We start from the raw sequence: 25,846 nt of genomic DNA on the forward strand, positions 1-25,846 counted from the left end.
ATGAGCCAACGCAGCCTGAAACAGTCGGCCGCCCTGGCCCTGCAATGCCTGGACCTGACCAGCCTGGGCGAGGCCGACACGGCCGCCGACATCGCGGCCCTGTGCGCGCGTGCCCAGAGCGCCCATGGCCCGGTGGCCGCCGTCTGCGTGTGGCCGCGTTTTGTGGCCCAGGCCCGGGCGGCGCTGCCGGCCGGCATCAAAGTTGCGGCCGTGGCCAATTTCCCTGCCGGAGATCTGGATCTGCCCCAGGCCCTGGCCGATGTGCAGGCCATCCTGGCGGCGGGTGGCGACGAGGTCGATGTGGTCCTGCCTTACCGGGCCTTGCAGGCCGGGCAGCAGCAAGCGGTCAGCGACTTCCTCGCCGGCGTGCGTGCCGCCTGCGCGGGCAAGACGCTCAAGGTCATTATCGAAAGCGGCGAGCTGGCGACGCCCGAGCTGATCCGCCTGGCGACCCAGCTGTCGATGGCCGCGGGCGCCGATTTCATCAAGACCAGCACCGGCAAATCGCCCGTCTCGGCCACGCCCGCGGCCGCGGAGGCCATGCTGGACGAGATCGCCAAGGCCGCCAGGCCCGGCCTTGGCTTCAAGGCCTCGGGTGGCATACGCACCGTGCGGGACGCCGAGACCTATCTGGCCCTGGCCGAGCAGGCCCTGGGCGCGGCGGCCCTGCAGCCCGCCCGCCTGCGCTTCGGCGCCAGCGGGTTGCTGAGCGATATCCTGGCGCTGCTGGACGGCCAATCTGCCGGCGCCCCCGGATCTGGCTACTAGGCTAGACTCCCGCCCTTTCTTTGTCGTCCCTTACCCGTTACCGCGCTGTCACCATGTCCGAGCTTCCAGAAAACCCCGCCACGCCCGCTGAGACCGAGGCCGCAGCGGCCCATCCGCAGCGCGCCATCAAGAGCTTTGTGGTGCGCGCCGGACGCATGGGTTCGGGCCAGGTCAAGGCCTTGGCCGAGCTGGGGCCCAAATTCGTTCTGCCCTTCACCCCGGGCCAGCGCCTGGATGTGGCCGCCGTGTTCGGCCGCGAGGCGCCGCTGGTGCTGGAGATCGGCTTCGGCATGGGCGACGCCACGGCCAAGATCGCCCAGACCCTGGCCGACCACGACTTCCTCGGCTGCGAGGTGCACGAGCCCGGCGTCGGCGCCTTGCTCAAGCATATTGACGAGAAGCAGCTCGGCAATATCCGCATCCTCCAACACGATGCCGTCGAGGTGCTGGAGCAGATGATTGCGCCCGCCTCGCTGGCCGGCGTGCACATCTTCTTCCCCGACCCCTGGCACAAAAAGCGCCACAACAAGCGCCGCCTGATCCAGCCGGCTTTTGTGGCCAAGCTGGTCAAACACATCCGCCCGGGCGGCTATCTGCATTGCGCCACCGACTGGGAGCCCTATGCCCAGCAGATGCTGGAGGTGCTGAGCGCCGAGCCGCTGCTGGAAAACACGGCCACCGGCTACGCTGAAACTCCCAGTTATCGGCCGCTGACCAAATTTGAGAACCGTGGCATCAAGCTGGGCCATGGCGTCTGGGACCTGGTGTTCCGCCGCAAGCCTTGATCAGCGCTCCACCAAGTCCCCGCGCATGCCGCGCAGCAAGCTGGCCAAGGCCAGCAGCAAGAGCGCGGCGGCCAGGGGCAGGGTGGCGATGAAGCCCGCGTGCTTGAAGCCCAGAGCACCCGAGATGCCGCCCAAGAAAAAGGCCAGCACCAGGCTGGCGTGAATGCGCAGGCGGCGCCGGTCGGCGCGCACCTGCTCGGCCTGCTTGCCTTGGTTCCAGTAGATCAGGCGGCCCAATTCCAGGCCCAGATCGGTCAGCAGACCGGTGACATGGGTGGTGCGAATCTCGGCCTTGGAGATCTTGGTGATCAGGGCATTCTGCAAACCCATCACAAAGCACAGCAGCAAGGTGGTCAGCGAGACCCGTTCGATCTGCTGCGGCAGCAACTGGCTGCCAACCAGGCCAAAGACCAGCAGCAGCACGGCCTCCAGCAGCAGCGTGGGCACATAGGTCCAAGCCGGGAAATTGCGGCGGCTGTAATTGACCATCAAAGCTGTGCTGCCCGCTCCGGTCACGAAAGCCGCCACGGCCACCAGGGCGCTGATGGCCAGGGCCAGATGGCCCAAGGCCAATGCATCGGTCGCACCCGAGACCAGGCCCGTCATATGCGAGGTGTACTGGCCTACGGCCAGAAAGCCGCCGGCGTTGAGCGCGCCCGCCACAAAGGCCAGGCCCGCGCCCAGATGCAGATTGGCGCGCGGGCTGCGCACCGGCGAGGTCAGATCGGCGAGGTAGTTGACGGGCATGGGTCAAGCATACGGGATGCGGTCTGCGCCCTGGGGGTGGTGGCCAGCCTGCTAGAGTGCGGCCCATGTCTGAAACCACTCCTCTTCAACTGGCCGGCAAGCATGTCTTGCTCGGCCTCTCGGGCGGCATCGCCTGCTACAAGAGCGCCGAGCTGATCCGCCTGCTGAGCAAGGCCGGTGCCACCGTGCAGGTCGTGATGACGGCCGCGGCCGAGCAGTTCATTACCGCCGTCACCTTGCAAGCCTTGTCGGGCCGCGCCGTTGTCACCAGCCAGTGGGATGCGCGCGAGCCCAATAATATGGCCCACATCAATCTGGGCCGCGAGGCCGATCTGATGCTGATCGCCCCGGCCAGCGCCGACTTCCTCGCCAAGCTGGCCCAGGGCCGCGCCGACGAATTGCTGAGCCTGACGGCCCTGGCGCGCCCGCTGGAGCGCTGCCCCCTGGCCGTGGCCCCGGCCATGAACCGCGAGATGTGGGCCCACCCGGCCACCCAGCGCAATATCGCCCAGCTCAAGGCCGACGGCACCTTGATCCTCGGCCCCGACGCGGGCGACCAGGCCTGCGGCGAGGTGGGCGACGGCCGCATGCTGGAGGCGGCCGATCTGCTGGAGGAGGTGCTAGCCATCTTCCAGCCCAAGCTGCTGGCCGGGCGCAAGCTCTTGATCACCGCCGGCCCGACCTTTGAGCCCATCGATCCGGTGCGCGGCATTACCAATCTGTCCAGCGGCAAGATGGGTTTTGCCATCGCCCGCGCGGCCCGCGAGGCCGGCGCCGAGGTGACTTTGGTGGCCGGCCCCGTGCATCTGGCCACGCCGCGCGGCGTGACCCGCATCGATGTGCAAAGCGCCCAGCAGATGTTCGACGCCGTGCTGCCGCTGGCGCCGGCGCAAGACCTGTTTGTGGCCACGGCCGCGGTGGCCGATTGGCGGCCGGCACAGAGCAGCGCTCAGAAGATCAAGAAAGACGGCAGCGGCAGCGCGCCCAGCATCGCCATGTGCGAGAACCCCGACATCCTGGCCAGCGTGGCCGCCTTGCCCGCGCCACCTTTCTGCGTGGGCTTTGCGGCCGAGAGCGAAAATCTCGCCGCCCATGCCCGCGCCAAGCGCCTGCGCAAGAAGGTGCCCTTGCTGGTCGGCAATGTCGGCCCGGCCACCTTCGGCCAGGACCACAATGCCTTGCTGCTGGTGGACGCCGAGGGCGAGCGCGAAATTCCCCACAACGACAAACAAAGCCTGGCCCGCGAGTTGATCGCGGACATCGCCCGGCGCCTGAATGCAAAACAATGACCCAGACCACCGTTGACCTCAAAGTGCTCGATGCCCGCATGGCCGAGCAAATCCCCAGTTATGCCACGCCCGGCAGCGCCGGCCTGGACCTGCGCGCCTGCCTGGATGCGCCCGTGACTCTGGAGCCCGGCCAGACTTTTCTTGTGCCCACCGGCCTGGCCATCCACATCAACGACCCCGGCCTGGCCGCCATCATCCTGCCGCGCTCCGGCCTGGGCCACAAGCATGGCATCGTGCTGGGCAATCTGGTCGGCCTGATCGACAGCGATTACCAGGGCCAGCTGATGGTGAGCTGCTGGAACCGCGGCCAGACGGCCTTCGTGATCCAACCCCTGGAGCGCATCGCCCAACTGGTGCTGGTGCCGGTGGTGCAGGCGGCCTTTCGCCGCGTCGAAGACTTTGCCGATGCCTCGCAGCGGGGCGAGGGCGGGTTTGGGTCTACGGGTAAGGCTTGAATCAAGCGCTCAGCAGGCGCCGCGTCAGCAGGGCTTGCATATCGCGTCGGCCATCGGCGATCAGGTAGATCAGGACTTGTGCTGCCAGCACCCGGTAGATCACGCGATAGGGCTTGAACATGGTTTGCCGGTATTCGCGCAGACCCAGGGCCAGCAGTTCTCTGGGAATGCTGCCGCGCTCGGGAAATTGCTGCAGGCTGGCAATGACGAGCGTCAATTCGTCCAGCACATGATTGGCGCTGGCGCTGCAATCGTACTCGGCGATGTAGTCGTAGATGGCTTCAAGATCCCGCTCGGCGCCCGCCGTCAGCAAGACCTCGTAGCTGCGCGCCGCGGCCATCAGCGTGCCGGGTGCTTGGCCCGCAGGCGCGCGACCACCTGGGCGGCCGGTTTGAGCTTGCCTTCGGCAATCTCCTGGTTGCCCAAGGCCAGAATCTTCAGCAAGGCCAGGGTTTCCTGGGTCTCTTCATACGAGGCCACATCTTGCAGCACCGCCTTGGCTTCACCGTTCTGGGTGATGACGATGGGTTGCCGCTCCTGGCACAGCAGGCTCAGTACCTCGGCCGCATTGGCCTTGAGGTAGCTGATGGGCTTGATTTGACTGGTGTAACGCATGAGGAGGCCTTTCGCATTTGACGCGGGATGACTAAATATAGTCTTTATTTGGCCTTGTGACTCAGGGTGTCAATGAAGGGGTTCGTCCGCTGGCGCCCCGCCGATCACGCTGAACACGGCCTCGCCCAGCGAGCCGGCCTCGATCTCGGCCTCGCTGGCGGCGCGCACCTCCAGCACTTTCAGATGCATGCGCAGGCCGATGCCGGCCAGGGGGTGGTTGCCGTCCAGCACCACATGCTCGGGGTAGACGTCGGTGATGGTGTAGAGCGCGTGCTCGGGCATGTCCGGCGTGGCCGCGCCCTCGGGCAGGCCTTCGAGCTGCATGCCGGGCTCGACCTCGTCGGGGAAGAGGCTGCGCGATTCGAAGCAGACCAGGCTGGAGTCGTAGTCGCCAAAGGCTTCTTCGGGTTGCAGGGCCAGGCTGACGGCGTAGCCGGCTTGCTGGTCCAGCAGGGCCTCCTCGACCTTGGCAAACAGATCGCTGCCACCGTAGAAAAACTCCAGCGGCTCGGCCAGTTCGTCGATCATTTGGCCTTGGGCATCTTCAAGTCGCCAGCTCAGGGCGACCACACAGGGGGCAGAAATTTTCATGCCTGCATTGTTTCACAGGCTTCCCGGCGCCGTGGCAAAGCGCAGCAGGGCCTGGCAGCCGGGGTCGTTCGGCCGATTGCTCAGGGCGAGGCTGCCCTGGTGGGCCTCGGCGATGCGCCGCGCCAGCACCAGGCCGATGCCGCTGCCCTGCGGCTTGGTGGTGTAGAAGGGCACGAAGAGATTGGCCGCGTTGGCGATGCCGCAGCCCTGGTCCAGCAGGCGCAGTTCCAAAGGCTGGGCCTGCACCTGCAGGCGCAGCGGCGCGCCACCGGCTTCGATGCCGTTCTGCAGCAGATTGATCAGCATCTGCTCGATCTGCACCGGGTCGCCGAAAAAAGGTAGCTCGCCCTCGCCCAGGCCGCTTAGCTCCAGCCGCGCCTGCGGCAGCAAGGCGGGCAGGCGGCGCAGCAGGGCGGCCAGGTCAAAGCGCTGCTTGTGCGGCTCGGGCAGGCGGGCCAGCTGGGCATAGCGCTGTACAAACTCGCCCAGATGGCGGGCGCGGTCACGGATCAAGGCCAGGGACTCTTCGGCATCCTGGCGCCAGTCGGCGCTGATCGCCTGGCCCTGCCCCTGTTTTTGCAGGCCCTGGCTCAGCATCTCGCTCAGGCTGGCGATGGGGGCCAGGGAGTTGTTGACCTCATGGCTCAGCACCCGCAGCAGGCGCTGCCAGGCTTGCAACTCCTCCTCGCGCAGGACCTGCTTGAGATCGGTGACGAAGAGCAGACGATGCTGGGCCGGCTTGTCCTGACTCTGGCCGGGCATGGCATAGGCCTGGCGGCGCAGGCGCCACAGGCCGGCGGCACCGGGAAAGACATGCTCGCACAGCGGCTCGGTGTCGGCCTGCAATAGCGCCGCCAGGCCCAGGCTGCGCGCGTCCCGGCCCAGGGCTTGCGCGGCCTCGCATTGCAGCAGGCGCAGGGCGCTGGGGTTGGCCAGTTGCAGGTGGTCCTGGCCGTCGAAGGCGAACACCGCCACATCCAGTTGCTGCAGCACGTTTTCGGCCAGGCTCAGCGCCGCCAGCGCCTGCTGGCGCTGCTGGTGCAGGCCGTCCACCAGGCGGTTGATCTGCTCGCCCAGCAAGTCCTCGGGGCCGGCACGGCGCAGGCGCTGCTGGTACTCGCCAGCGATCACGCCCTCGATCACATTGCCCAGCAGCAGGCGCTGGAACTCCGCCCGCTCGCGCAAGCGCCAGGCCATGCCCAGCCAGGCGGCGCCGGCCAGGCAGAGCAGCAAGATCTTGGGGTAGATGGACCAGGCCTGCTGGCTCAGCAGATAGGCGGCCAGCAGCAGGGCGGGCGCGCCGCCGGCCAGCGCCCGCAGGAATTGCGCCTGGGCGAAGCCTTGTTTGCCTTGGCTGCGTGGGCTCACAGCTGGTGTTTTTCCAGACGGCGGTAAAAGGCCGAGCGGCTCAGGCCCAGGGTCTGGGCCGCAGCCAAGGCATTGCCCTGGCTGCGCTGCAAGGCCTTGCGGATCAGCAGCTTCTCGGCCTCGTCCAGGGTCAGCTGCTCCAGCTCCCGGGCCGGTGCATGGGCTTGGGGCTGCAGGCCCAGATCGGCGGCCTCGATGGCGTCGCCCGGGCTCAGCAGGCAGGCTCTTTCCAGGCAGTGGCTCAGCTCGCGCACATTGCCGGGCCAGGCATGGTTCAGCAAGGCCTGCCTGGCGGACTCGGCCAGGGCCAGCGCGGGCCGCTGATAGCGGCGGGCGTGGCCGGCCAGAAAGTGCTGGGCCAGCAGAAGGATGTCGGCGCCGCGCTCGCGCAGCGGCGGCAGATGCAGCTGCACGCTATTGAGCCGGTAGAGCAGGTCGCGGCGGAACAGGCCCTGGCTCACCAGCTGATCCAGGTCGGCATTGGTGGCGCTGATCAGGCGGACCTGGGCCCGGCGCGGCGTGGCCGAGCCCAGGCGCTCGAACGCCCCGCTCTCCAGCACCCGCAAGAGCTTGGCCTGCTGGGCCAGCGGGATATTGCCCACCTCGTCCAGGAACAGGGTGCCGCCATCGGCCAGCTCGAAGCGGCCCAGCCGGGTCTGGCGCGCATCGGTGAAGGCGCCGCGCTCAACACCGAACAGCTCGCTTTCGAACAAGGTGTCGGGGATGGCGCCCATATTCAGGCTGATGAAGGGGCCGCCGGCTTTATGGTTTTGGCGGTGGATGGCCTGGGCTAGCTGGCTTTTGCCGGTGCCGTTCTCGCCGGTGATCAGCAGATTCACATCGGCCGCCGCCACGGCCGCCACCCGCCGCATCAGGCCCAGCAAGGCCGGGGACTGGCCCAGCCAGGCTTGCTCGGTGCTGTCGGCCTGCAGCAAGGCGTTCTCGGCCGCCAGGCGCGCGGCTTGCTGGCGGCTGCTGTGCAAGCTCAGCTGATTGCGCAGCACGGCGGCCAGGCGGGTGTTGTCCCAGGGTTTTTCGATGAAATCATTGGCGCCCAGCTGCAGGGCCTGCACCGCCAGCGGGATGCTGCCCCAGGCCGTCATCGCGACGATGGGCAGCAGGGCGGATTGGGCACGCGCCTGGCGTATCAGCGCCAGGCCTTCCTCGCCCGAGGTGGTGTCGCGGGCGTAGTTGAGATCGGCCAGCAGCAGGCCGACCGCGCCCTGGGCCAGCTCGGCCAGGGCTTCTTGCGGCGAGGCCACCAGCACGCTGCTCAGGCCCTCGCTTTTCAGGAACAGGCGCAGGGCCGCCCGCACGGCCGCGTCGTCATCGGCGACGAGGATGGGCGCGTTCGGGCTTGGGCTGGCTTCCATGCTGCTGAAGTATCGAGTCATTGTGGGGAAGGAAAAGGCCGGGCCATTCTCGCCCGGCCCGGCCCTGGTTTTGTTTTGGGCCCCGGCCTTCAGGCACTGTTCAATGCCGCGCTGGGCAGGCGGCGCAGGGCCTGGCGGGCCGGCAGCCAGGTGGAGAACAAGACGAGGCCGCCGATCAGCACGCTCACCCCGCCCACGCCCCCGGCCAGCAGGGCCGCGGAGGCGGCGTCCTGGTTCAGGATCAAGGCCCCGGCCAGCAAGCCCAGCGGCAGGGCGCAGAGCAGCAGGCGCAGGGCTTGCGCCATCAGCAGGCCCATCATCTGGCCATCGCTGGCGCCGACCGCGCGGCGCACGGCGATTTCCAGGCCGCGCAGCTGCACCGCCCGGCTGGTGACGCCGTAGATGCCGCTGACGGCCAGGCTCATGGTCATCAGGCCCAGGATCAGGCTCAGGGCCGACCTCACCTCCTCGCCGCCGTAGGCGATGCGTTGGCGCTCCTCCGCGCTATAGACCCGCTCCAGGGCCAGGGCGGGGTCGGCCTTGGCCACGGCGCGGGCCAGCAGCTCCCGGCTGGCCGGCGTGTCGCTCACACCGACCAGGCCGATATTGATGTCCGGCGAGGGGGCCTGGCTGAGGGGCCGATAGAGGTTGGCGGCCTGCAGGCTGCTCGGGGTGTTGGGGCCCTGCAGCAGATGCGCGCAGACGCCCACCACGGTCAGCCATTCGCTCTTGGGGTTTTTTGGGTCCAGCTTGACGCGCTTGCCCAGCACCGCATGCAGGTTAAGGCCGGGCCAGAACTGCGCCGCGAAATTGGCGTTGACCACCGCCACCTTGAGGCCCTCGCTGCGGTCGGTGCTGCTGAATTCGCGGCCCGCGAGCAAGGGCACTTCCAGGGTCTTGAAATAGCCGCTGTTGACGCTGTAGTCGCCCGACACGGGGTAGCGCTCCTCGTTGATCTGCTGGCCCTCGGCCATGACCTCCTCGGTGGAGCGCATGCCGCCGCCGGGCAGGCTGGTGGCCAGCGCCACGCCGCCGGCCTGCCCGTCCAGCTGTTCACGCAGGGCGGCTTCCAGCCGCGCCCATAGCTGGCCCAGCGCCGGCTCGGCCGCGGGCCCGCGATAGAGGGCCAAGCGCGGCCTGAGCTGGGCCGTCATCACCTCGTGGCTGCGCGCGCCAGTGCCGCCGTTCAGGCGCTGCTCCAGCTGCACGCTTTGCACGCCGGAGAGCAGCAGCAGCAGGCTGGACAGAGCGATTTGCAGCAAGACCAGGGCGCGGCTGGCGCGGCCGGCCTGGCGGCTATTGCCGCCGCGGCCATCGCGCAGCACGGCGGCCACATCGAGCGCCGAAGCCCGCCAGGCCGGCAGCCAGGCGGTCAGCAGGGCGACGGCCAAGCACAGGCCCAGGCCGCAGGCCACGGCGGCCGGGCTGAGCTGGATCTGGATCCAGAAGGGCATGCGGCCATCGGCCGTGGCGGACACGGCCTGCTGCGTCGCATTCAGCGCCCAGGCGGCGAAGAAGAGGCCGATCAAGCCCGCCGCAGCGCACAGCAGCAAGGCCTCCAGCAAGAGGCGCCAGATCAGCCGCGCCCTGGGGGCGCCCAGGGCGGCGCGCACGGCGATTTCCTGGCGGCGTTCATTGGCCCGGGCCAGCAGCAGATTGCCGGTGTTGATGCAGACCAGGCTCAGCAGCAGGGCCGCCGCCGTGCTCAGGCCCAGAGAGATGAGTTCCAGATCGGGCATGCCCCAGGCGGCATAGGGCAGGGCGATGGCGCCAACCGGCTTGTTATTGGCCGGAAAGCTCTGCGCCAGCCGGGCGGCGACCTGGTCCAAGCCGGCCTGTGCCTCGGCGGGGCTGACCCCGGCTTTCAGCCGCCCCAGCACCATCACATGCTGAGCTGTGCCCATGCTCAGGCCTGGGCCGCGGCTGAGCGTTCCGGTGGGTGGGCGAAAGGGCAGCCAGACCTGCTGAGTCATGGGGAAGCGCAGGGCCGCGGGCAGCACGCCGACGATCTCGGTGTCCACCCCGTTGACCAAGATGTGGCTGCCAATCACCTTGGGATCGGCGGCCAGGAAATTGCGCCAGACCTCGGCACCGATGACCACCACGGGCGCGGCGCCGGCCTGCTCGTCGCTGGCCTGCAGCTGGCGGCCGAGCTGGGGCCGGGCGGCCTCGCCCAGCCAGGGCCACAGGCCCGCAGGCAGATAGGCGGCGTTGAAATTGGCCGGGTAGTTGCGGCTGCCGCCCAGGGTGATGGTGGCGGTCTGCAAGGCGTGCAAGGCTTCCCAGCCGCGGTCGCTGGCCGTGCCGGCGTATTCCAGGTAGTCCAGGTAATGCACGCTATTGGCCTGGGTGCGCTCGGCCTCGCGGGTGGCCTCGACGGCGCGCAGGCGTTCCGGCTCGGGGAAGGGGATGTGGCCGTCCATGAAGCTGAAGTAGATGGCGGCGCTGTAGATGGCGAAGCCCAGGCCGCAGATCAGGCTCAGCAGGCTGAGCAAGCTGAAGCCGGGGGCGCGCAGCAGGGCGCGCAAGGCGTGTTGCAGGTCGTCGCGCATCAGATCACCTCGGCCGCCTGGCCGCTCATTTGCGGCGCGGCCCGGTCCGCCGTGGGCAGGTCGGCGACGATATGGCCGTCGTAGAGGCTGATGCTGCGCTGGGCCATGGCGGCAAAGCGCGGCTCGTGGGTGACCATGCAGAGCGTGGCGCCGGCGGCATGCACGTCCTTCAGCAGCTGCATCACCAGTTCGGCATTGCGGGAGTCCAGATTGCCGGTGGGCTCGTCGGCCAGGATCAGGCTGGGCCGGCCCACCAGGGCGCGGGCAATCGCCACCCGCTGCTGTTGGCCGCCGGAGAGCTGGTTGGGGTAGTGGCGGGCGCGGTGGCTCATGTCCACCTGGGCCAGCACCTCGGCCACGCGGCTGCGGCGCTGGGCGCGGCTCATCTCCTTGCGGTAGCTCAGCGGCAGGGCGACGTTCTCCTCCACCGTCAGCTCGGCAATCAGATTGAAGGCCTGGAACACAAAGCCGATGCTGCGATTGCGCAGCAGGGCGCGGGCGCGATTGTCCAGGCGCTCGACCCGCTGGCCGTCCAGCTCATAGCTGCCGGCGCTGGGGCTGTCCAGCAGGCCCAGAATGGCCAGCAGGCTGGACTTGCCGCAGCCCGAGGGGCCGCTGACGGCCAGGAACTCGCCGCGGCGTATCTGCAGCTGGATCTCGTCCAGCGCGCGGGTTTCCAGCTCATCGCTGAGAAAGCTTTTTTGTATGCCTTGCAGGCGGATCAGGATGGGGTCGCTGTTCTGGCTACTCATGCACATCTCCTCGGGTGGGTCAATATAGGTTGAAAGTTAGGGGGGTCGGGGGTTCAGCGCAGGCGCACACGCTGCGCTTCGCGCCAGGCGCTGGTGTCCGAGACCACCACCTGATCGCCCAGGCGCAGGCCCGACAGCAGGGCGATCCGGCCCACCGAGGCGGGGCCGAACTGCACCGGCACCCGCTCCAGCACGCCGTCCGCGCCCAGGCGGAAGACGCTGCCGCTGCTCAGGGCCTGGCTGAAGACGGGGCGTTGCAGCTGCAAGGTGTTGTCCAGGCGGCTGAGGGTGATGACGCCGTCCACGCCCAGATCGGGCCGGGCGCCGCGCGGCAGCGCGCCGCTGGGCTCGACGTCCACCAGCACCACGCCATTGCTGACCTTGGCCGCGACGCGGCTGACCCGGCCGCTGAGCTGGCCGTCGCTGCCGCCGCTGCGCAGATCGAGCCGGGCGGCCTGGCCCAGGGCGATATCGCGGGCCTGGGCCTCCTGCACCTGCAACTGGGCGTAGAGGGCGCCGGCCCGCGCCAGCTTGGCCAGATTGGCGCCGGCCGCCACGCTTTGGCCGGGCTGCAGATTGAGCTCCTGCACCACGCCTTCGTCCGGCGCCCGCACGCTGAGCGCGTCCAGCAAGTCCTGCGCTCTTTGCTGGCTTTGCTGCCAGCGGCTCAGGGCCGCGCGCTTGGCCTCCAGCTGGGCCTGCATGGCGGCGCGCTGCCGGCTCAGTTGCTCAAGTTCCAGCTGCAGGGTCTGGCGGGCTTGTTCAAGCGCGAAGCGGCTGCGCTCGAAGGCCAGCTTGGACACCATGCCGTCCTTCAGCAACTCCTGATCCGCCTCCCACTGCAGCTCGGCGCTGCGCAGGGCGAACTCGGCGCGCTGGGTGGCGGCGCGCTGGTTCAGGGCCTGGCTTTCCAGGCTCAGTTGGGTGGCACTCATCTCGGCCCGGGCCTGCACCCACTGGCCGTGGATTTCCTGCAAGGCCTGCTGCAGCTGCGGATTGCTGAGCTGTAGCAAGACCTGACCCTTGCGCACCGCCGTGCCCGCCTGCACCTCGACCCGCTCGACCCGGCCCTCGCTCTGCGCCGCAATCCAGCGCTGTTGGCTGGGCAGCAGCAGGCCGGCGGCGCGCACGTCCAGCTGCAGCGGCCCTTGTTCGACCGCGGCCAGCAGCACGCCTTGGCGGCTCACCGTCAACTCGCTAGGCCTGGCCTGCAGGCGCAGCGCGAGCAGGCCGGCCAGCAGGCCCAGCAGCAGGGCGGCCAGACCCAGGCGAGAGCCTTGCCGACGCAGGCGCTGCAGGGGTGTGAGGGCACGTTGAATGTCCATGGGAGGCGGGTTTGGCGGAGTCTTTGCCGCTTGCATTGCAGGACTCGTGCCAGCGGGCATGAATGCCACCAAGTGCTTGATTTCAGCGGGCGCTGACCCTGAGACGCGGGATTGATCCGGCGCAAGCAAGGGCCAGGAATTGCGGAATCGGGACCTGCGGGCGCAAATCGTCCCGATTTCGGAACGGAGGAGCAGGCGACAATGCCGGCCATGGACATCACTGCAAAACTGCCGCTGCTGGGCGGCCTCAGCCCCGAACAATTCATGCGCAGCCACTGGCAGAAAAAGCCCTTGCTGGTGCGCCAGGCCTTGCCGGGCATACGTCCGCCGGCCTCGCGCAGCGAGCTCGCTGCCCTGGCCGCCAGCGAGGACGCGGAGTCGCGCCTGGTCAGCGCTTTTGATGGCCGCTGGGCCTTGCGCAAAGGCCCGATTGCCAAACTGCCGCCTTTTTCAAAACCGGGCTGGACCCTGCTGGTCCAGGGCCTGGAGCAGCATGTGCCGGCGGCTTACGAGCTGCTCAGCCAGTTCCGCTTCGTGCCCGAGGCGCGGCTGGATGATTTGATGATTTCCTACGCCAGCGATGGCGGCGGCGTGGGCCCGCATTTCGATTCTTACGACGTCTTCCTGATCCAGGTCCATGGCCAGCGCCGCTGGCGCATCGGCCAGCAGAAGAACGCCCAGCTGCGCGACGATGTGCCGCTGAAGATCATCGCTAACTTCGAACCTGAGCGGGAGCATGTGCTGGAGCCGGGCGATATGTTGTATCTGCCGCCGGGCTGGGCGCACGACGGCGTGGCCATTGGCGAATGCATGACTTGCTCAGTGGGCTTCCGCACGCCCTGGCGCGCCGAGCTGGCCAAGGACTTGCTGAGCCGTCTGATGGACGACGAGGACAGGCATTACGTCAACAAAATGTATGCCGACCCCAGGCAGCCGGCCACCACCACGCCGGGCCTGATGCCGCAGCAATTGCTGGACTTTGCCCGCGATGCCGCCGAGCGCGCCCTGCGTGAGCCGCTGGCGCTGGAGCGGGCCCTGGGCGAGGCGATGACCGAGCCCAAGCCCCATGTCTGGTTCGACGCCGGCCTGCCGCTGCCGGCCGGCCGCGCGGCCGTGCTGGACCGCCGCAGCCGCATGCTGTACGACGCCGCCCATATCTTCATCAACGGCGAGTCCTTCCGCGCCGCCGGCCGCGATGCCAAGCTGATGCGCGAGTTCGCCGACCACAGGGCGCTGACGGCCAAGCAGGTGGCGCAACTGTCCGAAGGCGCGCGGGACTTGCTGGACCAGTGGGCCGAGGACGGCTGGGTCCGGCTGGCCGACTGAGGGCTTGAGGGGGCTTGCAGCCATGGCGCCAGAACCTGACGCATGCTGTCCGCCCGGCTTGAGCCTGGGCGTGTTTGAGGGCCGCCAGGCCTTTGCCGCTGCCATCGGCCAAGCCCTGGCCTGGGCCCTGGCGCAAGACTGCCGGGATCTGCGCTGCATGGATGCGAGCTTTGTCGACTGGCCCTTGTCCGAGCCCGCCTTGCTGGCCGATCTGCAGGCCTGGGCCAAGCCTGGCCGGCGCCTGCTCTTGCTGGCCCGGCAGTACGAGGACTTGCGCCGCCGCCACCCACGCTTTGTGCAGTGGCGCGGCCGCTACGGCCACTGCGTGCAAGCGCGTGCTTTTGACGAGGATTGGCAGCCCTTGGGCCAGGGCGCGCCCGAGGCCTTGCTGTGGGCCAAGGGGCGCTCGGCCACCCTCAGCCTGCGCCTGCTGGACAAACTGCATTGGCGTGGGGTTTTGTCCTTGAGCCCGCTCGATGCTGTGTCGCTGCGCGAACAGATTGATGCAAGCTTGCAACGGTCTTACGAATCATTTGCTAGCACGACATTGGGTCTATAAGGCTGGACAAAATCACCGGTTATACTTATTGACTAGGCGGTGGAAGCGCTCGAGGTTTCCTCGTCTTAAGACGTCGAGGTTCGCAAAAAGTCAGGTTTGGGGAGTTTCCCGGGATTTGAAACTGTTGTGATGCTTCAAAAAATTACCGGTAATTGCATCGTCGTTTAAACGAATTTTGAGGACAAGTATGAACAAGTCGATCCTGTTGGCTACCCTGTTGGCTGCTGTTGCCCTGACCGCTTGCGGCAAGAAGGAAGAAGCCGCTGTTGTGGCTCCCGTCGCTGAAGCCGCTTCGGCTGCCGCCAGCGCTGTTGACTCGGCTGCTTCGGCTGCCGCTTCCGCAGTGGCCACCGGCGCTGCCGACGCAGCTTCGGCTGTCGGCGCTGCTGCTGCTGACGCAGCTGCTTCGGCTGTTGACGCCATCAAGAAGTAATCGAATCTTTTCGATTCTCTGAAAGAACCGCCCGGTGCGAACCAGGCGGTTTTTTTACGTCTGCTGTTTTCTCGCCTGTGGTTTAGCGCAGTGAGAACCAGTCGGTTCCCAGGCTTTGGCTGGCCACCGGGATGTCCTCGATCCGGCGATCCAGGGCCGCGGCCAAGGCCTGTGCGGCCAGCTCGGGGCGGTTGTTGCGCTCGCTCAGATGGGCGGCCACCACCACACCCAATTCGGCATGCAGGCACTGGCGCAGCAAGTCGGCCGAGTGCTGGTTGCACAAATGGCCGTGGCTGCCCAGGATGCGGCGTTTGAGGCTGGCGGGATAGCTGGAGTTGCGCAGCAAGTCCTCGTCGTGATTGCATTCCAGCAGCAGGGCATGGCAGCCCTGCAGGGCTTCAATGACCGAGGGCGTGGCGCAGCCCAGATCGGTCAGCAGGCCCAGATGGTGCAGGCCATCGTGGCAGCGTAGATGCAGGGGTTCGCGGGCGTCGTGCGGCACGGCAAAGGGCTGCAGGGCCAGATCGCCCAGGTCGATGAAGTCGCCGTCGCGGACCAGGTGCAGCAGCCTGGGGTCGAAGTCCTCGTGGCCTATGGCCTTCCAGGTGCCGCGGCTGGTCCATAGCGGTATTTGAAAGCGCTGGCAGAGATTGAGCACGCAGCCCACATGGTCGCCATGCTCGTGCGTGATGAAGACGGCGCCGAGCTGCTCGGGCGAGCTGCCGGCGCGCTGCAGGCGCTTGCCGAGCTCGCGCAGGCTGAAGCCGCAGTCCAGCAGCAGCTGGGTGCTGGTGATGCCCTGGCTGGCCTCGATCAGCGTGGCATTGCCGCCACTGCCGCTGCCCAGGCTGCAAAAACGCATGGGGTTTTTCCGTCCGCTGTCTTGAATGAAAAACGCCACCGGCCCGGAGGCGGTGGCGTGTTCTTGCCTCTGAACGATTCAGATCAACGCAGATCGTCCATCAGCAGATTGAGAATGCGCTTGGCGATTTCGTTGGTTTGCTTCTGGCCCTTGTCGTCCAGCACCGAGACGGTGCTGCGCTCGCCTTCGGACTTGACCATCACCCGGTAGCGCACCTTGGTCGGGCCCTCATCCTTGCTGAAGAGCTTCTGGAAGAAATTGGGCTCTTCCTTGCCGGCCTGGTTGGGGTCGGCATAGCGCAGATAGAACAGGCCTTGCTTGCGGTCACGGTCTTCCACGGTGAAGCCATGGCGGTCCAGCGACTGGCCGACACGGCGCCAGGCACGCTCGAAGCCTTCGGCCACCTGCAATTCGTCCGGCACCTCGGCCAGGCTGCGGCTTTGCGGTTTGCTGGCCACGGCGGCCGCGCCGGCGGTGGCCACGGCCCCGCCTGTTGCGACAGCGGCCGGCTGGCTGGCGGCCGCCTGCAGCGCGGCCTTGGCGGCCTCTTCCTTGGCGCCCAGCTTGAGCATCAGGCGTGAGAGCATCTCACCTTCCAGCATGGGGTCGCTGGGGCGGGGCTGCCAGGCCGTGCTGTCTTTTTGCTGGCTGGTGTAAACCTCTTGCACGCCTTTGTGCGAGATATGGATCTCGGTGCCGCCGGCCACGCGCTCGATGCGGCTGCGGTACATATCGCGCTCGCCGCTGGAGTAGAGGCCGTCAAACACCCGGCCTATGGTGGAGCGGATGATGTCTTGCGGCAGCTTGGCGCGGTTCTCGTTCCAGTTGGTTTCGATCAGGCCGATATCGGCCTGCTCTTTGGCGATCTCGAAGCCGCGTTCGATCCAGAACTCGCGCACCTGTGGCCACAGTTGCTCGGGCGGCAGGTCCACGCGCAGAAAGCGCTCGCTGCCATTGCGCTCCAGGCGCACATTGCCGGCGGCGTTCAGGGCCACGGTATTGGCCGGAGCCGCGCTGCTGGCCTGGGCATTGGCCTTGGCTGCTGCATTGTTCTGCTGGAAGGTGGCGGCGCTGACCACGCCGCCTTGCTGCTGGGCGCGGCCGTCGCGGGCCAGTTGGCTCAGATCGGGCGGCACGTCCAGGCCGGTGGTCTGCTTGGCGCCGCTGCGGTAGTCCACCTTGTCGGTGGAGATCACATTGTCCAGCGAGGAGCAACCGGCGGCCAGCGCGCCCACCATCAGCAGACAGGCCAAGGACACCGGGCGGGTCTTGGAAGAAGCAATTGAGGAACGAGTCACGCTAGACATCTCCGGAGGTCAAGGTTGCGCCTGCATGTGAACTCATGGCTTGCACATGCGCGGCGGCTATCAAAATGGGGCGATTAGAGCAGGCCTGCGTCCGTCATCGCTTGTTCGACCAGGGCCTGGCCGGCAGGCGTCAGGCCGGTGATGGGCAGGCGCAGATGGGGTTCGATGCGGCCCAGGCGCGACAAGGCCCATTTGGCCGGTGCCGGGCTGGGTTCACAGAACAGATGCTTGTGCAGGCCCAGCAGTTGGAAGTGGATGCGGCGGGCCTCGGCGATATTGCCGGCCAGGGCCGCCTTGCACAGCTCGTGCATGGCGCGCGGGGCCACATTGGCCGTCACGCTGACATTGCCCGCGCCGCCCAGCAGCATCAGGGCGATGGCCGTGCCGTCGTCGCCGGAGTAGATCTTGAAGTGCTCGGGCGCATGCTTGATCAGGTAGGCCGCGCGCTCGATATTGCCGGTGGCTTCCTTGACGCCGAACACGCCGGGCAGGGCGGCGCAGCGCAGCGCCGTCTCGGGCAGCATATCGGCGACGGTGCGGCCGGGCACGTTGTAGAGCATCATGGGGATGTCTACCGCCTCGGCGATGGCCTTGTAATGCTGGTAAATGCCTTCTTGCGAGGGCTTGTTGTAATAGGGTACGACGGAGAGCGTGCAGTCCGCGCCGACTTCCTTGGCATAACGGCTCAGCTCGATGGCTTCGGCGGTGGAATTGGCGCCGGTGCCGGCCATGATGGGCACGCGGCCCTTGGCATGCAGCACGGCCGCGCGGATGATCTCGCGGTTTTCTTCCATGCTGACGGTGGGCGACTCACCGGTGGTGCCGACCACGCCGATGACATCGGTGCCTTCGGCGATATGCCAGTCGATCAGCTTGCGCAGGGTGGGGTAATCAACGCTGCCATCTTCAAGCATCGGGGTCACGAGAGCGACGATGCTGCCAACAAGTCCGTTCATTGAGCAATTCCTATTAATCGAGCGATTCTACTCAGCCGCACAGCGCTTTCTCAGCCGGGCAAGGCATAACGCTGGAAAACCCCGTTTTCGGTGGATGGGGAGCGAACAGCGGCAACGCGCTGGACATAGCGGCCGTTGACGCTGTCAAAACCATCCTCGTAGCCGATCACCCGCAGGCCCTGGCAGGCCTGCAGCAGCTCGCCCGGCTGCAGCAGGAATTCGGCCCGCGCCGGCCGGCCTATGCTTTGCTGGCCATCGGCAAAGGTTTCGTAGATCAGCCAGCCGCCCGGGGCGACCGCCGCCATGATCTGCGGCAGCAGGGGCCGCCAGAGGTAGTTGCTGACCAGCACCAGATCGAAAGCCCGCCCGGCCAGCGGCCAGGGCCCGGCCTCGATATCGGCCTGGATGATTTCGGCCTCTTTGAGCTCTTGGCGCAGCGGCGCGAGGGCGGCCGCGTCGCGGTCCACCCCCGTGACGCGCAGGCCCAGCCCGGCCAGATGGCGCAGATGGCGGCCGCTGCCGCAGGCCAGGTCCAGGGCCGTGGCACCGGGGCGGCAGGCTTGCTGCCAGCGCAGCAGCCAGGAGGAAACAACAAGATTTGTGTTCAGAAACAGGCCCAGATTTGTTCGGACAAGCCCTGCATCAAGCTGGGCTGGAAATAGGCCAGGAAGACCAGGCCCAGCGCCACCAGGGCCAGCAGCCGCAGCAATGCGGGGCGTATTTTCATGCCGCCACGGCGCCGCGCGGGATGGCGCTCTCGCGCACCGGCAGATTCACCAGCGCGGCCATCACGCCAAGCCCGACGGCCAGCCACCAGACCCCATCGTAGCTGCCGCTCAGGTCGTAGAGCTTGCCACCCAGCCAGACGCCCAGAAAGCTGCCGATCTGGTGGCTGAGGAAGACAAAACCGCCCAGCATGGACATGTGTTGCACGCCGAAGATCTGCGCCAGCACCGCATTGGTGGGCGGCACGGTGGACAGCCACAGCACGCCCATCACGGCCGAAAAGAGGTAGATGGAGGCCGGCGTCAGCGGCAGGCTCAGAAAGATCACGATGGCGATGGAGCGCAGGGCGTAGATGGCCGAGAGGATGTAGCGCTTGGGGAAGCGCTGGCCCAGCGAGCCGGCCGCGTAAGTGCCAAACACATTGAAGAGCCCGATCAGGGCCAGTGAATAGGTGGCGATCTGGGGGCTGAAGCCATGGTCCTTCAGATAACTGGGCATGTGCACGCCGATGAAGACGACCTGGAAGCCGCAGACGAAATAGCCCAGCATCAGCAGCTGGAAGCTGCGGTAGCCAAAGGCCTCGCGCAGCGCCTGGGCAATGCTTTGCTGCTGGCCGTGGGCGGCTTGCGCACCCTTGGGTTCGCGCAGGCCCAGGGCCAGCGGCAGGATGATGAGCGCTGCACAGGCCAGGATGAAAAGAGCGTTTTGCCAGCCCGTGTGGCCGATCAGCCAGTTCTCCACCGGCACCATCAGGAACTGCCCGAAGCTGCCCGCCGCCGCCGCCACGCCCATGGCCCAGGAGCGCTTCTCGGGCGCCACATTGCGGCCGATGACGCCGTAGATCACCGCGTAAGTCGTGCCCGACTGGGCGATGCCTATCAGCAGGCCGGCGCTGCCGGTGAAGGCCAGGCCCGAGGTCGACAGCGCCATCAGCACCAGGCCCAGGGCATAGAGCGCGCCACCGGCCAGCAGCACGCGGAAAGGGCCGTAGCGGTCGGCCAGCATGCCGGTGAAAGGCCCGGCCAGGCCCCAGGCCAGGTTCTGTATCGCCAGGGCGAAGGCAAAGGTCTCGCGGGTCCAGCCGCGTTCCAGGGTGATGGGCTGCAGCCACAGGCCGAAGCCGTGGCGTATGCCCATGGACAGGGTCACGATCAGGGCGCCGCAGAGCAGCACCTGGCGCATGGACAAGCGTGGGGGGAGGGCGGGGGCAGTCATGGGCGGACTCTAGCCAGAAATGCAAGACCCGGCTGTCCCGCAGGTGATCTAGGGTTTGATGGGGGATGCGGGCCCGCCTTGCGCTTGCACAATGCGGCCACCTCAAGCACCGCCCGTTCGAGACCGATGCCTCAAGAACTCAACCGCCCCGCCAGCGAGCTACCCACCCAATGCGAGTTTCTGGTCATCGGTGCAGGCCCTGCGGGCAGCGCCTGTGCGCGCATGCTGGCCCTGGCGGGTCGCGATGTGGTGTTGGTCGATGCCCAGGCTTTTCCGCGCGAGAAAACCTGCGGCGACGGCCTGGTGCCCGATGCCTTGGCCGCGCTCCAGCGCCTGGGCCTGCGGGAGACGGTTATGGCTCGGGCGCAGAAGGTCAGCCATGCGCGCTGCATAGGCCCCAGCGGCGGGGCCGTCGAGGTGCCGGGCGAGATGGCGGTGCTGCCGCGCCGGCTGCTGGACGAAATCCTCTGCCGCGCTGCCGTCAACGCCGGGGCGCGCATGTTCGCACCGCTGCGCTTCGTGTCGGTGCTGCAGGATGAGCAGGGTCGGGTGATGGGCGCCGAGCTCAGCAGCGGCGAGCAGCGCTGCGAGTTGCGCGCTCGCTGGGTGGTTTTGGCCACGGGGGCGGCCGCGCCGCCCCTGCAAGGCGCCGACCTGGCGCATCGGCGCTCACCCAGCAGCATTGCCTTGCGGGGCTATTTTGAGCTGCCGGGTCTGGAGGCCGAGCTGAGTCAGCTGAACTTTGTCTGGCACCCCCGCATCAGCCACGGCTATGGCTGGATATTCCCGGTGGGCGCGGGCGTTTTCAATGTGGGCGTGGCGATTCTCGATTCCCATAATGTGGAGGATGAGCGGGGGCAACGCGGCATGAAAAACCTCAATCTGCGCCATTTGTTCGCCGAGTTCTGTGCCATCCATCCTCTGGCCCGCAAGCTGGTCCAGGAGGGGCGCAGCCTGGGCGAGCTGAAGGGTGCGCCGCTGCGCTGCAATCTGGACGGCGCGGCCCTGGGTCGGCCCGGCCTGCTGGCCACCGGCGAGGCGATTGGCAGCACTTATGCCTTCACCGGCGAGGGCATAGGCAAGGCGATGGAGACGGGCATACATGCCGCCGAGGTCTTGCTGCAGGGCCAGCCGGACGCCGAGCTGCTGCAAGCCTACGCCGCCCGCCTGGAGCTGCTGCGCCCACGCTTTCAGATGTACCGCAAGGCGACCAGCTTCAACCGCTATCCCCGCCTGGTCGATCTGGTGATCTGGCGCGCCGGCAAGAGCCCGCGCCTGATCCAGTCCATGGCCGGTATCTTGAACGAGACCCGTATGCCGGGCTCCTTGCTGAGCTGGCGCGGTGTCAAGCGCCTGCTGCTGGGTTAAGGACTACTGGCTCAGCACCCGCCCTTGCTTGACCCGCAGCTGGATGCGCTCCAAGGCCTCCAGTCCTTGCAAGGGATTGCTCTTGAGCAGCAGAAAGCTGGCCTCGCAGCCATTGTCAAAACAGGCGATCTTGCGCTTGGGGAAGAGGGCGCGCGGCGTGTCCACCGTGGCCAGGCGCAGCAGCTGGCTGCGGTCCAGCAGGCCCAGGGCGTCCAAGGTGCGCAGCTCGCTCAGCGCCGTGCCGTTGTAGAGGTCGGAGCCCAGCAGCAGCGGCACCTTGGCCTCCAGCAGGCGGCGCAGATTCTCGGCCTGCAGCTGGCGCACGGCGGCCAGGGTCTCGGCCGGCATGGGGAAGAGCTTGCTGCCCGAGATGGCGGTGATGACGCTGAGCTTCTTTTTGGCCGCCTCGGCCGCCGCCTCGGGGCTGATGCGGTAGCGCTCGGCCGTCGTGCCCTCGAAGAAATGGAGGCCCGGCAGGCGGGCCACCCAGTCCACCCCGCTCTGGGTGGCCAGGGCGAAGTCGGCGGCGGTGTCGGCCTGGGCGATGACCTTGTAGCCATCCTGGTGGGCGCGCTTGACGATAGCCCCCACCAGCTCGGGCCTCAGCCCCAGGCGGCCGTGCTGCTTGGGCTCGCTGCGCAGCTCGGGGCTTTCCGAGCGGCTGATCATCAGCTTGATGGAGTCGCTTTTGCGCGGCCCGACCAGCGGCCACTTTTGATTGAGGTCCTGCAGCGTGTCCATCACCAGCACGGCCTTGTCGATGAAGTCCTCGGCGCGCAGCTTGGGGTCGTCGCCCAGCAACTGGGCCAGGGGCTGGCCTTCGCTGGCGGTGATGCAGGCGCTGTTGAACAAGACCTCGGGCGAGGCGGCCTGGGCGGCGATGGGCCGCATCTCGGCCACCGCCTTGGGCTCGCCGCATTGCTGGGCGGTGTAGAAGACGCCGTCGCGCAGATAGCTGGGCGCATAGCGCGCAAAGCCCCACAAGGTCTGCAGATTGTGGTTGTGGGCATCGGCCAGGGGCGGGATCAGGAACTGGCCCTTCAGGTCCATCTGACGCTGGGCTTTTTTGATGCGTTGGTCGGTGAAGCGGCCGTCCTTGACGTAGAGCGTGCCGCGCTGCAAGCCCTTGCCATCGAACCATTGGGCGTTTTTCAGCTCCATGCTCAGCGCGGCGCTGGCCTTGAAGTAAGGCGTCTCGGGTTCGGGATTGGCGGCGGCCGGGACCGTGGCGAGCAGCAGGCTCAGGCCGAGTGAGAAGGGAAGGATGCGGGGAACTTTCATAGCCTGCCCATGCTAGCCGGGTTTGCCGGGCGGCCCCCGTGCGAAGATGGTTCCGCCCCAGAACAGCGAGGAGCCAAGGCTTGAAAACGGTTTACAACGACAGGCACGGTCAGCACGCCGCCAGGCACGAGTTTTTTCGCGGGCAGTTGGTGCCGGCGTTTGAGATTCCGGCCCGCGCCTACTACGTTTTGCAGGCGCTGCAGGCCGCCGAGCTAGGCCCCATCCTGCCCCCCGAGGATCATGGCTTGGCGCCGCTGGCCCGGGTGCATAGCGCTGCTTATCTGGATTTTTTGAGCGGTGCTTGGGCCGAGTGGCAGGGCCTGGGCGGCGAGGGCGATGCCTTTCCCGCCGTCTGGCCGGTGCGCACGCTGCGCGCCGATGTGCTGCCGCGCAGCTTTGCGGCTCGCCTGGGCTTGTACTCGATGGACAGCGGCACGCCGCTGACGGCCGGTGCCTGGCCGGCCGCCTACTGGGGTGCGCAATGCAGCCTGACGGCTTTGGATCTCGTCCTGGCTGGTGAGCGCAGCGCCTATGTGCTGACGCGCCCGCCGGGCCATCATGCGGGCGCCGATTTCTTTGGGGGTTACTGCTTCGTCAACAACGCGGCCGTGGCGGCCCAGGCGGCGCTGGATCGCGGCTTGAAAAGAGTCGCCATCCTGGACGTGGACTACCACCACGGCAACGGCACGCAAGCTTGTTTTTACGAACGTGCCGATGTCTTTTTCGCCAGCATCCATGGCGACCCGCTGACCGAATACCCCTTCTTCCTGGGCCATGCGGACGAGACCGGCGCGGGCGCCGGCCTGGGTTTCAACGCCAATTTCCCCCTGCCCGCCGGCGCCAGCAATGAGGCCTGGTTCGCGTGCCTGGACGCCGCCCTGGCGCGCCTGCAAGCCTATGCGCCCGAGCTGCTGATCGTCTCCCTGGGCGTGGACACCTATGGCGGCGACCCGATCTCGCACTTCCAGCTGGACCGGCCGGAGTTCAGCTTGCTCGGCCAGCGCATCCGGCGCTTTGGCGCACCCACGCTCTGGCTGCAGGAGGGCGGCTACGCCACCGAGGCGATTGGCCACAATGTGCTGGCCGTGCTGCGAGGTTTTGAGAGCAGCACTTAGCGCCGCCTAGAATCCCGCCCCATGGCGACCAAGACAACGACAACTTCCAACTCCAGCAGCCCGTCCAGCTATGGCGAGGCCTCCATCCGCGTGCTCAAGGGCCTGGAGCCCGTCAAGCAGCGGCCCGGCATGTACACCCGCACGGACAACCCCCTGCACACCATCCAGGAGGTCATCGACAACGCGGCCGACGAGGCCTTGGCCGGTTTCGGCAAGCGCATCGACCTGACCCAGCACAGCGACGGCTCGGTCACCATTGCCGACGACGGCCGGGGCATCCCCTTCGGCCTGCACCCCGAAGAGGGCGTGCCGGTGGTGGAGATCGTGTTCACCCGCCTGCACGCGGGCGGCAAGTTCGACAAGGGCTCGGGCGGGGCTTACAGCTTCTCCGGCGGTCTGCACGGCGTGGGCGTCAGCGTCACCAATGCCCTGGCCAAGCGCCTGGAGGTGACGGTCTGGCGCGAGGGCCAGGTGGCCACGCTGGCGTTCGAGAACGGCGATGTGGTCGAGCCGGTGGCGGCCCGCAAGGCCGAGCGTGGCGACCGCAAGCAGGGCACGACGGTGCGCGTCTGGCCCGATGCCAAGTATTTTGAAAGCGCCGAACTGCCCAAGCACGAGCTGGTCCATCTGCTGCGCAGCAAGGCCGTGCTGATGCCCGGCGTCGTCGTCACGCTGACGAATGAGAAAACGGGGGATGTGCAGACCTGGACCTACAAAGGCGGCCTGCGCGACTATCTGCTGCAAACCCTCAATGCCGAGCCCCTGATCCCGCTCTACGAGGGCGAGCAATACGCCAGCAAGGCCGAGACCGAGAACTTTGCCGAGGGCGAGGGCGCCGGCTGGTGCGTGGCCTTCACCGAGGAAGGCGCGCCCATGCGCGAGAGCTATGTCAACCTGATCCCCACGGTGGCCGGCGGAACCCATGAGTCGGGCTTGAAGGACGGCCTCTTTGGCGCCATCAAGGGTTTTATCGAGCTGCACAGCCTCTTGCCCAAGGGCGTCAAGCTGATGCCGGACGATGTGTTCTCGCGCGCCAGCTTTGTGCTCTCGGCCAAGGTGCTGGACCCGCAGTTCCAGGGCCAGACCAAGGAGAGGCTGAACAGCCGCGACGCGCTGCGCCTGGTGTCCACCTACGTCAAGCCCGGCCTGGAGTTGTGGCTGAACCAGCATGTGGAGCAGGGCAAGAAGCTGGCCGAGCTGGTCATCAAGCAGGCGCAGACCCGCCAGCGCGCCTCGCAGAAGGTCGAGAAGCGCAAGGGCTCGGGCGTGGCCGTGCTGCCGGGCAAGCTGACCGATTGCGAGAGCCGCGACCTGCTGCACAACGAGGTCTTTCTGGTCGAGGGCGACTCGGCCGGCGGCAGTGCCAAGATGGGCCGCAACAAGGAGACGCAGGCCATCCTGCCGCTGCGCGGCAAGGTGCTCAACACCTGGGAGGTGGAGCGCGACCGCTTGTTTGCTAACAACGAAATCCATGACATCGCCGTCGCCCTGGGCGTGGACCCGCATGGCAAGAACGACTCGCCCGATCTGAGCGGCCTGCGCTATGGCAAGGTCTGCATCCTGTCGGACGCGGATGTGGATGGCTCCCACATCCAGGTGCTGCTGCTGACCCTGTTCTTCCGCCATTTCCCCAAGCTGGTCGAGGCCGGCCACATCTACGTGGCGCGGCCGCCGCTGTACCGGGTCGATGCGCCGGCGCGCGGCAAGAAGCCGGCCGCCAAGATCTATGCCCTGGACGAGGGCGAGCTGACGGCCACGCTGGACAAGCTGCGCAAGGAAGGCGCGCGCGAAGGCTCTTGGAGCATCAGCCGCTTCAAAGGCCTGGGCGAGATGAGTGCCGCCCAGCTCTGGGACACCACCTTGAACCCCGAGACCCGGCGCCTCTCGCCCGTCATCTACGGCCGCCTGGACCTGGGCCAGACCGAGATCGCCATCAACAAGCTGATGGGCAAGGGCGAGGCCGCCTCGCGGCGTGAGTTGATGGAGATCAACGGCGACTCCGTAGAGATCGATGTATGAGCCCACCCCCGAAGCGCGTCGCGCCTCCCCCTCAAGGGGGCAAGACCAGCAGCCCGGCA

The 25,846-nt window shown here is 67.4% G+C and carries 26 protein-coding genes; 10 read left to right on the forward strand and 16 right to left on the reverse strand.

Annotated features, from left to right (window positions below; genetic code table 11):
* Together deoC and trmB are read left to right on the forward strand one after the other, a co-directional pair.
* A complete protein-coding gene (deoC, locus tag HNP55_RS12235) occupies positions 1-768 on the forward strand; it encodes a deoxyribose-phosphate aldolase (protein ID WP_184299607.1) in 768 nt (255 codons plus the stop codon).
* 53 nt (positions 769-821) lie between these two features.
* Entirely contained in the window at positions 822-1,553 is a 732-nt protein-coding gene (gene trmB / locus HNP55_RS12240) for a tRNA (guanosine(46)-N7)-methyltransferase TrmB (protein WP_184299609.1), read from the forward strand.
* Here the strand turns inward: trmB and HNP55_RS12245 are convergent, their stop codons facing one another.
* Positions 1,554-2,300, reverse strand: a complete 747-nt coding sequence (locus HNP55_RS12245; protein ID WP_184299611.1) for a YoaK family protein — start codon at positions 2,298-2,300, stop codon at positions 1,554-1,556.
* Positions 2,301-2,365: 65 nt separating this feature from the next.
* On the opposite strand from HNP55_RS12245, the gene coaBC reads away from it, so the two are divergent.
* Positions 2,366-3,589: a bifunctional phosphopantothenoylcysteine decarboxylase/phosphopantothenate--cysteine ligase CoaBC gene (coaBC, locus tag HNP55_RS12250; RefSeq protein ID WP_184299613.1), complete on the forward strand. Its 1,224-nt coding sequence runs from the start codon at positions 2,366-2,368 to the stop codon at positions 3,587-3,589.
* Positions 3,586-4,044 (forward strand): dUTP diphosphatase, encoded by a 459-nt coding sequence (gene dut, locus HNP55_RS12255; RefSeq protein ID WP_184299615.1) that lies wholly within the window; start codon positions 3,586-3,588, stop codon positions 4,042-4,044. Before coaBC ends, dut begins: the two co-directional genes overlap by 4 nt.
* 1 nt (position 4,045) lies before the next feature.
* Here dut and HNP55_RS12260 read toward each other — a convergent pair whose 3' ends face one another.
* The 8 genes from HNP55_RS12260 to HNP55_RS12295 form a co-directional block, all read right to left on the reverse strand.
* Positions 4,046-4,384 carry a type II toxin-antitoxin system RelE/ParE family toxin gene (locus HNP55_RS12260; RefSeq protein ID WP_184299617.1) on the reverse strand — a complete coding sequence of 113 codons (339 nt, stop codon included), beginning with the start codon at positions 4,382-4,384 and terminating at the stop codon, positions 4,046-4,048.
* A complete protein-coding gene (locus tag HNP55_RS12265; RefSeq protein WP_184299620.1) occupies positions 4,384-4,659 on the reverse strand; it encodes a type II toxin-antitoxin system Phd/YefM family antitoxin in 276 nt (91 codons plus the stop codon). Before HNP55_RS12265 ends, HNP55_RS12260 begins: the two co-directional genes overlap by 1 nt.
* A 69-nt stretch (positions 4,660-4,728) precedes the next feature.
* The gene (locus tag HNP55_RS12270) at positions 4,729-5,250 is read right to left on the reverse strand and encodes a peptidylprolyl isomerase (protein WP_184299622.1); all 522 of its coding nucleotides are present in this window, start codon (positions 5,248-5,250) and stop codon (positions 4,729-4,731) included.
* A gap of 12 nt (positions 5,251-5,262) precedes the next feature.
* Complete coding sequence (locus HNP55_RS24790; RefSeq protein WP_184299624.1) at positions 5,263-6,618, reverse strand: ATP-binding protein; 1,356 nt, start codon at positions 6,616-6,618, stop codon at positions 5,263-5,265.
* Positions 6,615-7,991: a sigma-54-dependent transcriptional regulator gene (locus HNP55_RS12280; protein WP_184299626.1), complete on the reverse strand. Its 1,377-nt coding sequence runs from the start codon at positions 7,989-7,991 to the stop codon at positions 6,615-6,617. Before HNP55_RS12280 ends, HNP55_RS24790 begins: the two co-directional genes overlap by 4 nt.
* A gap of 89 nt (positions 7,992-8,080) precedes the next feature.
* On the reverse strand, positions 8,081-10,543 hold the full coding sequence (locus tag HNP55_RS12285) for an ABC transporter permease (RefSeq protein WP_184299628.1): 2,463 nt from the start codon (positions 10,541-10,543) through the stop codon (positions 8,081-8,083).
* The gene (locus HNP55_RS12290; RefSeq protein ID WP_184299630.1) at positions 10,543-11,295 is read right to left on the reverse strand and encodes an ABC transporter ATP-binding protein; all 753 of its coding nucleotides are present in this window, start codon (positions 11,293-11,295) and stop codon (positions 10,543-10,545) included. Before HNP55_RS12290 ends, HNP55_RS12285 begins: the two co-directional genes overlap by 1 nt.
* Before the next feature lie 53 nt (positions 11,296-11,348).
* Entirely contained in the window at positions 11,349-12,620 is a 1,272-nt protein-coding gene (locus HNP55_RS12295; RefSeq protein ID WP_184299632.1) for an efflux RND transporter periplasmic adaptor subunit, read from the reverse strand.
* Positions 12,621-12,830: 210 nt separating this feature from the next.
* On the opposite strand from HNP55_RS12295, the gene HNP55_RS12300 reads away from it, so the two are divergent.
* The 3 genes from HNP55_RS12300 to HNP55_RS12310 all read left to right on the forward strand — a co-directional run bounded on the left by HNP55_RS12300 (position 12,831) and on the right by HNP55_RS12310 (position 14,938).
* Positions 12,831-13,946 (forward strand): JmjC domain-containing protein, encoded by a 1,116-nt coding sequence (locus HNP55_RS12300; protein WP_184299634.1) that lies wholly within the window; start codon positions 12,831-12,833, stop codon positions 13,944-13,946.
* A gap of 22 nt (positions 13,947-13,968) precedes the next feature.
* A complete protein-coding gene (locus tag HNP55_RS12305) occupies positions 13,969-14,505 on the forward strand; it encodes a hypothetical protein (RefSeq protein WP_184299636.1) in 537 nt (178 codons plus the stop codon).
* Positions 14,506-14,692: 187 nt separating this feature from the next.
* A complete protein-coding gene (locus HNP55_RS12310; RefSeq protein WP_184299638.1) occupies positions 14,693-14,938 on the forward strand; it encodes a hypothetical protein in 246 nt (81 codons plus the stop codon).
* An 82-nt stretch (positions 14,939-15,020) separates the two neighbouring features.
* Here the strand turns inward: HNP55_RS12310 and HNP55_RS12315 are convergent, their stop codons facing one another.
* The 6 genes from HNP55_RS12315 to HNP55_RS12335 form a co-directional block, all read right to left on the reverse strand.
* Positions 15,021-15,800, reverse strand: coding sequence for an MBL fold metallo-hydrolase (locus HNP55_RS12315; protein ID WP_184299640.1), 780 nt, complete (start codon positions 15,798-15,800; stop codon positions 15,021-15,023).
* An 83-nt stretch (positions 15,801-15,883) separates the two neighbouring features.
* Positions 15,884-17,038 (reverse strand): outer membrane protein assembly factor BamC, encoded by a 1,155-nt coding sequence (gene bamC / locus HNP55_RS12320; RefSeq protein WP_184299784.1) that lies wholly within the window; start codon positions 17,036-17,038, stop codon positions 15,884-15,886.
* A gap of 143 nt (positions 17,039-17,181) precedes the next feature.
* A complete protein-coding gene (dapA, locus tag HNP55_RS12325; RefSeq protein ID WP_184299642.1) occupies positions 17,182-18,063 on the reverse strand; it encodes a 4-hydroxy-tetrahydrodipicolinate synthase in 882 nt (293 codons plus the stop codon).
* 50 nt (positions 18,064-18,113) lie between these two features.
* Positions 18,114-18,683, reverse strand: coding sequence for a class I SAM-dependent methyltransferase (locus HNP55_RS12330; protein ID WP_409993742.1), 570 nt, complete (start codon positions 18,681-18,683; stop codon positions 18,114-18,116).
* On the reverse strand, positions 18,668-18,790 hold the full coding sequence (locus HNP55_RS24675; protein ID WP_281385251.1) for a hypothetical protein: 123 nt from the start codon (positions 18,788-18,790) through the stop codon (positions 18,668-18,670). Before HNP55_RS24675 ends, HNP55_RS12330 begins: the two co-directional genes overlap by 16 nt.
* A complete protein-coding gene (locus HNP55_RS12335) occupies positions 18,787-20,004 on the reverse strand; it encodes an MFS transporter (RefSeq protein ID WP_184299644.1) in 1,218 nt (405 codons plus the stop codon). The genes HNP55_RS24675 and HNP55_RS12335 overlap by 4 nt, the downstream gene beginning before the upstream one ends.
* A 126-nt stretch (positions 20,005-20,130) precedes the next feature.
* On the opposite strand from HNP55_RS12335, the gene HNP55_RS12340 reads away from it, so the two are divergent.
* Entirely contained in the window at positions 20,131-21,372 is a 1,242-nt protein-coding gene (locus HNP55_RS12340; protein WP_184299645.1) for an NAD(P)/FAD-dependent oxidoreductase, read from the forward strand.
* A 3-nt stretch (positions 21,373-21,375) separates the two neighbouring features.
* On the opposite strand, the gene HNP55_RS12345 is transcribed toward HNP55_RS12340, so the two are convergent.
* A complete protein-coding gene (locus HNP55_RS12345) occupies positions 21,376-22,653 on the reverse strand; it encodes a hypothetical protein (protein ID WP_184299647.1) in 1,278 nt (425 codons plus the stop codon).
* 80 nt (positions 22,654-22,733) lie between these two features.
* Between HNP55_RS12345 and HNP55_RS12350 the strand changes: the two genes are divergently transcribed.
* Both HNP55_RS12350 and HNP55_RS12355 read left to right on the forward strand, forming a co-directional pair.
* Positions 22,734-23,768, forward strand: a complete 1,035-nt coding sequence (locus HNP55_RS12350; protein WP_184299649.1) for a histone deacetylase family protein — start codon at positions 22,734-22,736, stop codon at positions 23,766-23,768.
* A gap of 21 nt (positions 23,769-23,789) precedes the next feature.
* Positions 23,790-25,787, forward strand: a complete 1,998-nt coding sequence (locus HNP55_RS12355) for a DNA topoisomerase IV subunit B (protein ID WP_184299651.1) — start codon at positions 23,790-23,792, stop codon at positions 25,785-25,787.
* The last annotated feature ends 59 nt before the right edge of the window (positions 25,788-25,846 follow it).

The organism is Roseateles oligotrophus (assembly GCF_014204525.1).
Classification (GTDB): Bacteria; Pseudomonadota; Gammaproteobacteria; order Burkholderiales; family Burkholderiaceae_C; genus Paucibacter_A; species Paucibacter_A oligotrophus_A.